The organism is Azospirillum sp. TSH100, assembly GCF_004923295.1.
Lineage (GTDB): Bacteria > Pseudomonadota > Alphaproteobacteria > Azospirillales > Azospirillaceae > Azospirillum.
Window position 1 is genome coordinate 335,795 of record NZ_CP039637.1, and the last position, 14,740, is coordinate 350,534.

A 14,740-nucleotide genomic window follows, 5' to 3' on the forward strand; every position below is an offset into this window, starting at 1 on the left:
CCGGTAAGCGAGTGCGGTGTCGACAGGTATATCCGAGGGACTGAAAGATCGTGACCACTCCAACCTTTACTCTTGTCGGCACCAATTCTTTCGGCCTCAGCGGCGTCGGCACTTATTCCGCCCCCACGCTCAAGGATCTCGACGGCGACGGCGACCTGGATCTTCTGGTCGGCAACGGTCTTGGCGATACGGTGTATTTCGCCAATGTCGGAACGTCGCTGGCGCCGACATATTCCCTTCAGGGTACGAACCTGTTCGGACTTTCCGGGTTCAATACCTATGCAAGGCCAAGCCTCGTCGATATCGACGGCGATGGCGACCTCGATCTGTTCATCGGCAGCAAGAGCGGCGGTACGGAGTTCTACCGCAACAACGGAACGTCGTCGTCTCCAACCTTCTCGCTGGAGGGGACCAACCTCTTCGGCATCGTCACCGGCAGCTACATGGTACCGACCTTCGCCGACCTGGACGGTGACGGCGACGCCGATCTGCTGATGGGGGACCGGTCCAACGGCATCCTTTTCTACCGCAACAACGGAACGTCGTCCTCGCCGACCTTTTCGCTGGAGGGAACCAACCTCTTCGGCATGACGGCGGGTGTCAGTTTCAATTCGCCGGTCCTCGTCGACCTCGATGGAGACGGCGATCTCGACCTCGTGAACAAGGATGTCGTTTCCCTCAACATCGGGACGACATCGTCCCCCACCTTCACGCTTGTCGGCACGGCGGTTTACGGCCTCGTCACGGGAACCTATCCGAGTCCGGCCCTGGCCGACCTCGACGGCGACGGCGACCTCGACGCGATCTACGGCGCCGGCAACGGCACCCTGCTGTATCTCAGGAACGTCACGCCGGTCGTCAGGACACTGGCCGATTCCGGCAACACGCTGACGCTGTCGCAGATCAACACGCTGACGGGCGGCGCCGGGACCGACGTCATCACGCTGGGCGACATTGGCGCGACCTTCGGCGTCAGCGGCGTCGAGACCTTGACGGGCGGCACCGGCAGCGATGCCATCACCCTCGGCACCGCCGGCAACACGATGCTGGTTTCGCGGCTGGAAACCGTGATCGGCGGCAGCGGCACCGACGTCATCCTGCTCGGCACGACGGCCACCCTTATCCTGGTCTCCGCGATCGAGACGCTGACCGGTGGGGTCGGCACCGATGTCGTGGTCCTTGGCAACGCCGGGAATTCGCTGCTCGTCGGCGCGATCGAGACGCTGATCGGCGGCACCGGCTCCGACGTCGCGACGCTCGCCTCCGAAGGCAGCACGATCGTGGTTTCGCGCCTCGAAACTCTGACGGGTGGTGCCGGCACCGACATCGTGACGCTCGCCTCCGGCGGCAACACCACGTCGGTGTCGGGGATCGAAACGCTGACCGGCGGCGCCAACGCCGACTTTGCCGTCCTCGGCACCAGCGGTAGCACGATCCTGCTCTCGCGCATGGAAACGGTGACGGGAGACAGCGGCACCGACGTCGTCATCCTGGGGAGCGGCGGCACGACGGTGCGGATGCAGGGCATCGAGACGCTGACCGGCGGGGCCGGCGTCGATTCCGTGACGCTTGGCACCGTGGGCAACACGATGCTGATCAGCGCTCTGGAAAGCCTCATCGGCTCGTCCGGCACCGATGTCTTGACCCTTGGATCGGCCGGCAGCACGGTTTTGATCTCCGCGCTTGAAACGATCGTCGGCGGCGCAGGCACCGATGTCATCACGGTGAGTGCCAGTGGCGTCACTCTTGCGGCTTCCCAACTCGAAACGCTGATCGGCAATTCGGGGCGCGAGGTCATCGCGTTGGATGGATCGGGCAATACCATCCTGCTGTCGAGGATCGAAACGCTGATGGGAGGGACCGGCACCGATGTCGTGACGCTCGGTTCCGCCGGAAACACGGCCGCGATCTCCGGCGTCGAAACCCTGACGGGCGCCGCCGGTCTCGACGTCGTGACGCTTGGCACCGCCGGGACCACGTTGCTGCTCTCGTCCATCGAAACGGTGATCGGTGGATCCGGCACCGACGTCGTGACGCTCGGCACGGCCGGAAACACCCTGCTGATCCTCGGTCTCGAAACGCTGACGGGTGGTGCCGGAACCGATGTCGTGACGCTCGGCACCGGCGGCAACATGGTGCTGGCCTCCGACATCGAGACGTTGACCGGCGGGTCTGGCTTGGATCGCGTCATGCTCGGCACCGCCGGCAGCACGATTCAGGTTTGGCGCATCGAAACGCTGACCGGCGGGATCGGCACCGATGTCGTGACGTTTGCCTCCGCCGGCAGCACGATACTTTTTTCCGGCATCGAGACCTTGACCGGTGGGACCGGCATAGACGTCGTCATCCTCGGCACCGCCGGCAACACGATACAGATCTCCCGCCTGGAGACGGTGACGGGAGGCAGCGGCACCGATGTCGTGACCTTGGGCACCAGCGGCGCATCGGTGATGGTACAAGGCCTTGAGACCTTGTTCGGTGAGACCGGCACCGACGTCATCACACTGGGCGATGCCGGCAACACGATGCTGGTCTCGGTCGTCGAGACCTTGACCGGCGGGACCGGCACCGATGTCATCACGCTTGGCGCGGCCGGCAACACCCTGGCGGCAACCGGCATCGAGACACTTGTCGGCGGTGCCGGGATCGATGTCATCACCTTCGGCACTTCCGGCAACACCCTGTTGACCTCGGCCATCGAAACGCTGACCGGCGGGGCTGGCGCCGACATCATCACGCTTGGCACCACCGGCAGCACAATGCTGGTGATCGATATCGAGACGGTGACGGGAGACAGCGGGATTGACGCCGTCACCCTGGGTACGGCTGGAGCAACCTTGACTGCACAAGGTCTTGAGACCTTGATCGGTGCGGTCGGCACCGACGTCATTACGCTTGGCACCAGCGGTAGCACGATGCTGATCTCGCTGGTCGAGACGTTGACGGGTGGGGCCGGCACCGACGCCGTCACCCTCGGCACCGGCGGCAACACCGTGATGGTCTCGGCTTTCGAAACGCTGACGGGCGGCGCTGGTGTTGACGTCGCCACGCTGAGCACCTCCGGCAGCACGATACTGGTTTCGGGTCTGGAAACCGTGGTCGGCGGCAGCGGCACCGACGTCATCCTGCTCGGCACTTCGGGCAACTCTCTTACGATCTCGGCGATCGAGACGCTGACAGGTGGTACCGGCACCGACATCCTCACGTTGGGCACCGGCGGCAACACGCTGAACGTCATCGGCATCGAGAGCCTGAGCGGTGGTGGCGGCACCGATGTCGTGACGCTCGGGACTGCCGGCAGCACAATGCTGGTCTCGGCCGTCGAGACATTGACGGGTGGCGCCGGCACCGATGTCGTGACGTTCGCCTCCGGTGGCGGCACTTTGCTGGTGTCCGACATCGAGACAGTGACCGGCGGGGTTGGGAGCGACGTTCTGACATTCGCCGGCAACGGAAACACTCTGCTGGTGTCCGGAATCGAGACGCTCGTTGGTGGTTCCGGGACCGATGCCGTGATGTTCGGCACCGGCGGCAACACGCTGATGGCCTTGGCTATTGAAACTGTTACCGGCGGAACCGGAACCGACGTTATCGTCCTCGGCACTGCCGGGAACACTCTGCTGGTGGCAGGTGTCGAGACCTTGGCCGGTTGGGCTGGCACCGATGTGATTACGCTCGGCGCCGGTGGCAACACCGTGCTGACAACCGGCATCGAGACACTCGTCGGCGGTGCCGGGATCGATGCCGTCGCCCTTGGCACTTCCGGCAACAGCATGGTGGTGTCGGGGGTCGAAACTCTGACCGGCGGCAGCGGCACCGACGTCATCACGCTTGGCACCGCCGGCAGCACAATGCTGGTGTCCGACATCGAGACCGTGATGGGAGGCAGTGGCACCGACGCCGTCACCCTCGGCACCGGCGGCAACACCGTGATGTTCTCGGCTGTCGAAACGCTGACGGGTGGCGCTGGCGTTGACGTCGCCACGCTGAGCACCTCCGGCAGCACGATACTGGTTTCGGGTCTGGAAACCGTGGTCGGCGGCAGTGGCACCGACGTCATCCTGCTCGGCACTGCGGGCAACTCTCTTACGATCTCGGCGATCGAGACGCTGACAGGTGGTACCGGCACCGACATCCTCACGTTGGGCACCGGCGGCAACACGCTGAACGTCATCGGCATCGAGAGCCTGAGCGGTGGTGGCGGCACCGATGTCGTGACGCTCGGGACTGCCGGCAGCACAATGCTGGTCTCGGCCGTCGAGACATTGACGGGTGGCGCCGGCACCGATGTCGTGACGTTCGCCTCCGGTGGCGGCACTTTGCTGGTGTCCGACATCGAGACAGTGACCGGCGGGGTTGGGAGCGACGTTCTGACATTCGCCGGCAACGGAAACACTCTGCTGGTGTCCGGAATCGAGACGCTCGTTGGTGGTTCCGGGACCGATGCCGTGATGTTCGGCACCGGCGGCAACACGCTGATGGCCTTGGCTATTGAAACTGTTACCGGCGGAACCGGAACCGACGTTATCGTCCTCGGCACTGCCGGGAACACTCTGCTGGTGGCAGGTGTCGAGACCTTGGCCGGTTGGGCTGGCACCGATGTGATTACGCTCGGCGCCGGTGGCAACACCGTGCTGACAACCGGCATCGAGACACTCGTCGGCGGTGCCGGGATCGATGCCGTCGCCCTTGGCACTTCCGGCAACAGCATGGTGGTGTCGGGGGTCGAAACTCTGACCGGCGGCAGCGGCACCGACGTCATCACGCTTGGCACCGCCGGCAGCACAATGCTGGTGTCCGACATCGAGACCGTGATGGGAGGCAGTGGCACCGACGCCGTCACCCTCGGCACCGGCGGCAACACCGTGATGTTCTCGGCTGTCGAAACGCTGACGGGTGGCGCTGGCGTTGACGTCGCCACGCTGAGCACCTCCGGCAGCACGATACTGGTTTCGGGTCTGGAAACCGTGGTCGGCGGCAGTGGCACCGACGTCATCCTGCTCGGCACTGCGGGCAACTCTCTTACGATCTCGGCGATCGAGACGCTGACAGGTGGTACCGGCACCGACATCCTCACGTTGGGCACCGGCGGCAACACGCTGAACGTCATCGGCATCGAGAGCCTGAGCGGTGGTGGCGGGATCGACATCGTGGCGCTGGGCACCGGCGGCAACACGATGCTGGTCTCGGCCGTCGAAACGCTGACCGGCGGGAGCGGCACCGATATCATCACCCTCGGTACAGCCGGCAACACAATGCTGATCTTGGCCGTCGAGACACTGACGGGTGGTACCGGCACCGACGTCGTGACGCTCGCCTCCGGTGGCAGCACTTTGCTGGTGTCCGACATCGAGACAGTGACCGGCGGGGTCGGGAGCGATGTCATCACACTTGGCACGGCCGGCAGCACAATGCTGGTTTCAGTCGTCGAAACGCTGGTTGGTGCTTCCGGCACCGACGTGATCACGCTTGGCACCGGCGGCAACACCGTGCTGACAGTCGGTATCGACACGCTGGTTGGCAGCACCGGGATCGATGCCGTCACCCTTGGTACTTCCGGCAACACCATGGTGGTGTCGGCCGTCGACACGCTGACGGGCGGGACCGGCACCGATGTCGTCGCGCTCGGTGCCACCGGCAGCACAATGCTGGTGACCAGCATTGAGACGCTTATCGGCGGTACGGGTACCGATGTCGTGACGCTCGGCACCAGCGGCGCCACCTTGCTGGCAACCGGCATCGAGACGCTCGTCGGTGGCTCCGGCACCGATGTCGTCATCATCGGCACCACCGGGGCGACCTTTCACGCCGTCAATATCGAAACCGTCATTGCGACCGGGCAGACTCTTCATCTGAGCGGGCTGGAAACCCTGGTCAATATTCTGAGTGCCGACGTTCTCATTTTGAACGACGGCGGCACCACCGTGTCGGTCTCCACCCAATACAAGACCATTCTCGGATCGTCGGGGTCCGATGTGGTCACGCTTGGAAGCAGCGGCAGCACGGTGCTCGTCGAACGTCTTGAAACCCTGACCGGGTCGAACGCCAGCGATGCCGTGATCCTCGGCACGTCCGGCATGACGTTGTTGGCAACCCTTCTCGAGACGATCATCGGCGGGGTCGGCACCGATGTCATCATGCTGGGCGGCACCGGGAGTACCCTGCTCGTCGATCGGTTGGAGACGTTGAGCGGTGGCAGCGGCAGCGATGCCGTCACGCTGGGGAGCGGCGGCATGACCCTGCTCGTCAATGCCATCGAGACCTTGGTCGGGTCTTCGGGCACCGATGCCGTGACACTCGGTGCGGCCGGCAGCACTCTGCTCGCCAACCTGCTGGAGACGATCGGCGGCGGCACAGGCTCCGACCTGCTCGTCCTCGGTTCGGCCGGCTCGACCGTCTCGGTGTCGGGCATCGACGTCCTGATCGGTGGCATCGGCACCGATGTCGTCACCCTTGGCACGGCCGGCGCCGCTGTACTGCTGCGCGGTATTGAGACACTGGTCGGCAACGGCGGCACCGACATCGTCACGCTTGGCGATACCGGCAGTACCACGCTGGTTGCGGCTCTCGAGACGATCATTGGCGGATCGGCCATCGATCTGATTGTACTCGGCACAACCGGCAGCACCCTGTTTGCAACCGCTCTTGAGACATTGGTCGGGTCTTCGGGCACCGATGCCGTGACACTTGGTTCGGCCGGCAACACCTTGACCGTCTTGGGCTTTGAAACGATCGGCGGTGGCGGCGGCACCGATATCGTCACATTGGGCACGACCGGCAACACCCTGCTGCTCTCGATTGTGGAGACGATCACCGGTGGTGCCGGCACCGATGTCGTGACACTCGGTGCGGCCGGCAGCACTTTGCTCGCCAACCTGCTGGAGACGATCACCGGCGGTATGGGCTCCGAGTTGCTCTTCCTCGGCTCGGCCGGCGGCACGGTCCTGGTGTCCGGTCTGGAACTGCTGATCGGCGGTGCCGGCACCGATATCGTCACGCTGGGTCCGGCAGGCAGCACGCTCGTCGTCCGTGGTCTGGAGAGTTTGACCGGCGGCTTGGGATCCGACGCCATCACCATTGGCGATACCGGCACCACAATGGCGGCTTCGGGCATCGAGACGCTGGTGGGCGGTTCAGGGACTGACTCCATCGTGTTGGGCACGGCAGGCGGCACCCTGCTGGTCCAGGGACTGGAAACCCTTACCGGCGGTAGCGGCACCGATGTGGTTGCCATCGGTTCGGCCGGCGGCACTTTGCTCGCCGACCTGTTGGAGACGATCGCCGGTGGCGTGGGCTCCGATCTGATCCTCCTTGGCTCAGCCGGTTCGACGGTCACGGTCTCGGGCATGGATATCCTGATCGGCGGTGCCGGAACCGACGTGGTCACCTTCGGTTCCGTTGGCAACACCGTCCTGCTGCGCGGCATCGAGACGCTGACCGGCAACAGCGGCATCGATGTTCTGACGCTGGGCGACACCGGCAACACGGCGATGGTGTCGCTGTTCGAGACGATCGTCGGCGGCACCGGCATCGACGCCATCCTGCTCGGCAACGCCGGGAACACGCTCGCGACGTCGGGCCTGGAGACGCTGGTCGGCGGCTCCGGTCTGGATGTGGTGACGCTGCTGGGGTCCGGTGGCGGCACGCTGCTGGCGAGCGGCATCGAGACGCTGATCGGCGGTTCCGGCCTGGACGTGGTGACGCTGGGGACCGGCGGGACGACGGTGCGGATCATCGGGATCGAATCCGTCACCGGCAACAGCGGGCGTGACGTCGTCCACCTGTCGGAGGGTGGCGGCACCTTCGTCGTCAACCTGCTGGAGACGCTGGTCGGCAGTTCCGGCTCCGACGTGGCGGTGGTCGGCGAGCTTGGCGGCGGCTCGACCCTGCTGATCGCCGGGTTGGAGATCCTGGTCGGCAGTTCCGGCTCGGATGTGGTGACGCTCAGCGACGACGGCAACACCACGCTGCTGCGCATGCTGGAGACGCTGACCGGAGGGACCGGTCTGGATGCCATCACCATCGGCAACCGCGGCTCGACCATGGTGGCGTCGAAGCTGGAGACGCTGGTCGGCGGCTTCGCGCTCGACATCATCACACTGGGCACCGGGGGCAACACGCTGCTGGTGTCGCAGCTGGAGACGCTGACCGGCGGGGCGGGGCTGGACATCGTGACGCTCGCCACCGCCGGCTTCGACAATGCTGCGGACATGAACCGGCTGTCGGGCACCAGCGGCAACACGCTGCTGGTCTCCGGGCTGGAGACGCTGATCGGGTCGAGCGGGACGGACGTGGTCTATCTCGGCTCTGCCGGCACCACGCTGCTGGTGTCCGGGCTGGAGATCCTGGTCGGCGGGGCCGGCAACGACGCGGTGACGCTGGGCGACGGCGGCAACACCGTCCTGCTGCGCGGCATCGAGACGCTGACCGGCAACAGCGGCATCGATGTTCTGACGCTGGGCGACACCGGCAACACGGCGATGGTGTCGCTGTTCGAGACGATCGTCGGCGGCACCGGCGTCGACGCCATCCTGCTCGGCAACGCCGGGAACACGCTCGCGACGTCGGGCCTGGAGACGCTGGTCGGCGGCTCCGGTCTGGACGTGGTGACGCTGCTGGGGTCCGGTGGCGGCACGCTGCTGGCGAGCGGCATCGAGACGCTGATCGGCGGTTCCGGCCTGGACGTGGTGACGCTGGGGACCGGCGGGACGACGGTGCGGATCATCGGGATCGAATCCGTCACCGGCAACAGCGGGCGTGACGTCGTCCACCTGTCGGAGGGTGGCGGCACCTTCGTCGTCAACCTGCTGGAGACGCTGGTCGGCAGTTCCGGCTCCGACGTGGCGGTGGTCGGCGAGCTTGGCGGCGGCTCGACCCTGTTGATCGCCGGGTTGGAGATCCTGGTCGGCAGTTCCGGCTCGGACGTGGTGACGCTCAGCGACGACGGCAACACCACGCTGCTGCGCATGCTGGAGACGCTGACCGGAGGGGCCGGTCTGGATGCCATCACCATCGGCAACCGCGGCTCGACCATGGTGGCGTCGAAGCTGGAGACGCTGGTCGGCGGCTTCGCGCTCGACATCATCACGCTGGGCACCGGGGGCAACACGCTGCTGGTGTCGCAGCTGGAGACGCTGACCGGCGGGGCGGGGCTGGACATCGTGACGCTCGCCACCGCCGGCTTCGACAATGCTGCGGACATGAACCGGCTGTCGGGCACCAGCGGCAACACGCTGCTGGTCTCCGGGCTGGAGACGCTGATCGGGTCGAGCGGGACGGACGTGGTCTATCTCGGCTCTGCCGGCACCACGCTGCTGGTGTCCGGGCTGGAGATCCTGGTCGGCGGGGCCGGCAACGACGCGGTGACGCTGGGCGACGGCGGCAACACCGTCCTGCTGCGCGGCATCGAGACGCTGACCGGCAACAGCGGCATCGATGTTCTGACGCTGGGCGACACCGGCAACACGGCGATGGTGTCGCTGTTCGAGACGATCGTCGGCGGCACCGGCGTCGACGCCATCCTGCTCGGCAACGCCGGGAACACGCTCGCGACGTCGGGCCTGGAGACGCTGGTCGGCGGCTCCGGTCTGGACGTGGTGACGCTGCTGGGGTCCGGTGGCGGCACGCTGCTGGCGACCGGCATCGAGACGCTGATCGGCGGTTCCGGCCTGGACGTGGTGACGCTGGGGACCGGCGGCACGACGGTGCGGATCATCGGCATCGAAACCATCATTGGCGGTACTGCAAGCGATGTCATCACCGTGGGGTCTGGAGGCATCACGGTACAGGCCAATGCCCTTGAAACCATTGCCGGCGGCGAAGGCTTCGATCTGGTCTTCCTGGGTAGCGCCGGCAGCACGCTGCTGGCCTCGGCTCTCGATATTCTGGTCGGCGGCGCCGGTCGGGATGTCGTCGCGCTGGGGTCGGACGGCAACACGCTGCTGCTGCGCAGCATCGAAACACTGACCGGCGGAGCGGGCAGCGATACCGTCACCATCGGCGATACAGGCACCACCATGCTGGTGAGCGCGATGGAGACGCTGACCGGCGGGGCCGGTCTGGATGTCATCACATTGGGCTCGGGCGGGAGCACGCTGGTTGCGTCGCTTCTCGAAACGCTGACCGGCGGAGCGGGCAGTGACGTGATCACGGTCGGTACCCTGGGTGCAACCCTGGTGGCGAACGCGCTTGAAACCCTGCTGGGCGGCACTGCATCCGAGCTCGTATTCCTTGGTTCTGGCGGCTCGACGATCACGGTGGCGGGCATCGATACGCTGATCGGCGGCACCGGCACGGATGTCGTGACGTTGGGTTCGTCGGGTAACACGGTGCTGTTGCGCGGCATTGAAACGCTGACCGGCAACAGCGGTGTCGATGTTCTGACGCTGGGCAATACGGGCAACACGGCGACGGTATCGCTGTTCGAGACGTTGATCGGTGGGCTGGGCAGCGATCTGGTCACCCTCGGTTCGGTGGGCAACACGCTGGTGGTGTCGGGCATCGAGACGCTGATCGGCGGCACGGGCACCGACATCGTGACCATCGGCACCGCCGGCGGCACGCTGCTGGCTCTCGGCATCGAGACGCTGATCGGCGGCACGGGCCTTGAGGTGATCTTCACCGGTTCGGCGGGTGCGACCCTGACCGTCTCGGGCGCGGACTTCGTGGTCGGCAACACCGGCACCGACGTCCTGACCCTGGGGGCGACCGGCAACACCACCACGATCCGCGGCATCGAGACGCTGATCGGCGGTGCGGGCACCGACGTCGTGTTCCTGGGCGACACCGGCAACACGATGACGCTCGGCACCGACATCGAGGTCCTGGTCGGGGGCGCCGCGACCGATGTGCTGAGCATCGGCGTGGCGGGCGCCACCCTGCTGACCCGCGGTGTCGAGACCCTGATCGGCGCGGCCGGTACCGACGTGGTCACGCTGGGCGACACGGCGAACACGATCACCGTGTCGGGCATCGACACCCTGACCGGCGGTGCGAGCACCGACATCGTCTTCACCGGCTCGGCCGGCGTGACGATGACGGCTTCGGGCGTCGAGTTCCTGGTCGGCGGCACCGGCACCGACGTCGTCACCCTGGGCTCCTCGGGCAACACCGTCATCACCCGCGGCATCGAGACGCTGTCGGGCGGTGCGGGCGGCGACGTGGTGATCCTGGGGGACACCGGGGACACGATGACGCTGGGCACCGGCGTCGAGATCCTGGTCGGCGGCACCGGCATCGACGTGCTGACCATCAGCGCGTCGGGCGCCACCCTGCTGACCCGCGCGGTCGAGACGCTGGTCGGCGCGGCCGGCACCGACGTGGTCACGCTGGGCGACACGCCGAACACGATCACCGTGTCGGGCATCGACACCCTGACCGGCGGTGCCGGCACCGACATCGTCTTCACCGGCTCTGCCGGCGTGACGATGCTGGCGTCTGGCGTCGAGTTCCTGGTCGGCGGCACCGGTTCGGACGTCGTGACCCTGGGTGCGTCGGGCAACACCGTCATCACCCGCGGCATCGACACCATGATCGGTGGTGCGGGCAGCGATCTGGTCCTGCTGGGTGACACCGGCGTGACCATGCGTGCGGAGAGCGGCATCGAGATCATCGTCGGCGGCGCGGCCACGGATGTGGTCAGCCTCGGCGACGGCGGCTCGACGGTCCTGCTGCGCGGCATCGAGACGCTGGTCGGCGGCACGGGCAACGATGTGATCACCACCGGCAACACCGGCCTGACCATGTCGGTCTCGGGCGTCGAGACGCTGATCGGCGGCCTGGGCACCGATGCGATCACGGTGACCGGCGGGTCGATCCGCTTCCAGGGTGGTACTGGCGACAGCATCAGCCTGGCGTCGGGCAATGGGGGTTCCGGTGGCGGCACCGATACGGTGGTGTACTCGTCCTTCAGCGACATCGCTGCACTGGGCGCGAACACCGGCTTCATCTCGGTGTCGAACTTCCAGTCGGGCACCGACAAGGTGCAGCTGACGGATGCCGCCCGGACGACGGCGGACAGGAATGGCGACGCTTCGCTGACCACGGCGACCGCGGCGACCAACGGGGTGAGCATGACCGACGAACTGGTCAGCCTGTCCTCGGCGGTCAGCGGCAGCCTGACGGATGCGAACCTGGCCAACTTCCGTACGGCTCTGGGTACGCTGACGAACGCGTCGGCTGGTGCGGGCATGCTGGTTCTGGCCAACAACGGCACCAGCTCCGCTCTCTACCAAGTGGTCGACACCAACGGCGACGGCCAGGTGGCCGCGTCCGAGGTGCGTCTGCTCGGCGTCTACAACAGCACGGTGCTCTCGCTCTCCGACATCAACCTCGGTTGATGCCGGTCGGCTTGGGGGCCCTCAGACAAGTCGCCGCTCCGGCCCGCGCCAGCGGGCGGTGCCGTGCAGATGGCTGAAGGCCGCAGCCTGCGACAATGGGGCGGCGGCGGCCAGCAGGCCGGCGAGATGGCCGACGGCGAGGCTGGCGCCGCCCATATGCGGGTTACCGTCCGTCCGGCGCATGCAGGTGCCGAAAGCGTTCGGTAGGACCGAAACCTCGCCGGGGGCGCAGCGGGCGTCGCCGGTGGCGGGGATGACGCCCGGATAGGCGGCGGGCCACACCGGACCGCCGCGGGCCGGTCTGGCGGCGACCAGCAGCAGGCCGTGCGACAGCGCCTCCTCCACCGCCACACGCATAACCGTGCGGTCGGCGGGCAGGCCGAGGCTGAGCGTCGCCAGACGAGCGCCACACCCGATGGCCCAGCGCAGGGCCGCCGCCACCGCGGCGGGGGAGGCGCTGATGCTGTCGTGGAAGATCTGGGCGTCGAGCAGTTCCACCGCAGGAGCCCGTGCCAGGATGGCGGCAGCGACGGCGCTGCCGTGGCCGATGCGGTCGGGCGTGGGCTGGACCTGTTCGACGCCGGGGGCGTCGTCACGGCGGTGGAAAGCCGTGCGGTCGGCGACCGGGAGGCCGGGCAGGGTGATGCCGCTGTCGATCACCGCGATGCGCATGCGGCCTCCGGGGTTGCGGCGACGTGTTCAAGGCGGCCGGCCTCCAGCCGGTACACCGCATCGCAGCCAGCCAACGCCTCTCCGCGGTGGCTGATGACCAGACGGGTGCGGCTGGCGAACAGGTGGTCCACGTCGGCGATCAGCCGCTCCGCTGCCGCCGGGTCGAGGGCGGAAACCGGCTCGTCGAGGATCAGCAGGTCCGGTTTGCGCAGCAGGCATCGCGCGAGCGCGATCCGCTGCCGCTGCCCGCCGGACAAGGCAGAGGCCCAGGCACCGACCGGCGTGTCCAGTCCGCGTGGCAGGCCGGCGATCCAGCCGCTGAGCTGGGCGGCGGCCACCGCCTCGACAAGCGTGTGTCTGTCGAGCGCCGCGCTCTCGGCGGCGGTCAGGCCGAAGCGCAGGTTGTCGGCGATGGTGCCGGGCAGCAGTGGCGCGTCCTGGCTCAGCACCGCCACCCGGCGGCGCAGCAGCGTGGGGTCGAGGTCGCGCAGGTCGACTCCGTCCAGCGTGACGCGGCCCCGCTCGGGGTCGTAATGGCGGTGCAGCAGGTCGGTCAGGGTGGATTTGCCGACGCCGGATGGACCGAGCAGCCCGACCTTGGCCCCCGCCGGGATGGTGAGGGAAAGTCCGTCGAGCACCGGCCGGCCGGTACCATGGCCGAAGACCACGCCATCGACCGCCACCGTGCCACCCCGTCCGGCCGGGGCGACCGGCCGGAGCGGCGCAGGGACAGCGGGGGATTCGGACAGAAGCTCGCCCAGGCGATCCAGCGAGACGCGGGCGCGCTGCGTCCCGACGATCAGGCCGAGAAGGCCCTGCACCGGACCGGTGGCGCGGCCGAGATAGGCGGAGAAGGCGATCAGCGCGCCGAGCGTCAGCTCGCCGTCGATCACCCGCAGGCCGCCCCACAGGAACACTGCGGCGGTCCCCGCGGATCCCAGCAGGCCCGGCACGCCGCCGGTGACGATGCCGACCATCTGCTGGCGCAGAAGCTGGTCCAGGCAGTCGCGGTCGAGGGCGGCGAGGCGGTCGGCCTCCTGCCGCTCGGCGCCCAGCGACTGGATCAGCTTCATCGCGGACAGGCGTTGCACGAAGAAGCCGGTGAGCGCGGACATGGAGTCGCGGAGCGCGCGGGCGCTGCCCTCCACCCAGGGGCGGGTGCCGCGCAGGAACACCGCCTGCGCCGGCAGCAGCAGGAAGGCGATCAAAGTCAGCGCTGGGTCAATCAGCAACATCAGCGCCACCGCCCCGGCCAGGGTCAGCAGCGCATTCAGGGCCGACAGCGGAGCGTCGACGGCGAAGCGCTGCACCTCCGCCAGATCGCCGTCGAGCCGGCCCAGCACGTCGCCCGCCGACCAGCGGGCATAGAAGCGTGGTGGCAGCGTTTGCAGGTGGCCGTACACATGCTCCCGCATCGCGAACAGCACGCCGGCCGACGCGCGGGTGTAGACCAGCCGGTTCGCCCCCGACAGCAGGGTCGAGACCAACCCCGCAGCCATCATGCCCAGTGTCAGCAGCACCAGCAGCCGGGCGTCGCCCGCCGCAAGACCATCGTCGACGATGCGCTTGGTCAGCCAGGGCTGCGCCAACCCGATCCCGGTTCCGGCCAGCGACAGGGTGACGCAGACGACCAGGCGGTGCCGGTGTGGCCGGACGAAGCCACCTACCCAGCGCAGGGAATAGGGCATGGGGGAGCCTGTGGGTGAGGGTATGAACATCGCGCCCTCTTC

3 protein-coding genes are annotated in these 14,740 nt (G+C 67.4%); 1 reads left to right on the top strand and 2 read right to left on the bottom strand.

The genetic code is table 11. The features are described from left to right. Positions 1-50: 50 nt before the first annotated feature. Positions 51-12,338, top strand: coding sequence for a calcium-binding protein (locus E6C72_RS23140; RefSeq protein ID WP_169055279.1), 12,288 nt, complete (start codon positions 51-53; stop codon positions 12,336-12,338). 21 nt (positions 12,339-12,359) lie between these two features. Here E6C72_RS23140 and E6C72_RS23145 read toward each other — a convergent pair whose 3' ends face one another. Both E6C72_RS23145 and E6C72_RS23150 read right to left on the bottom strand, forming a co-directional pair. Further along, complete coding sequence (locus tag E6C72_RS23145; RefSeq protein ID WP_109084277.1) at positions 12,360-13,010, bottom strand: S8/S53 family peptidase; 651 nt, start codon at positions 13,008-13,010, stop codon at positions 12,360-12,362. Next, positions 12,995-14,698: an ABC transporter ATP-binding protein gene (locus E6C72_RS23150; RefSeq protein ID WP_199228674.1), complete on the bottom strand. Its 1,704-nt coding sequence runs from the start codon at positions 14,696-14,698 to the stop codon at positions 12,995-12,997. Before E6C72_RS23150 ends, E6C72_RS23145 begins: the two co-directional genes overlap by 16 nt. Positions 14,699-14,740 lie beyond the last annotated feature (42 nt).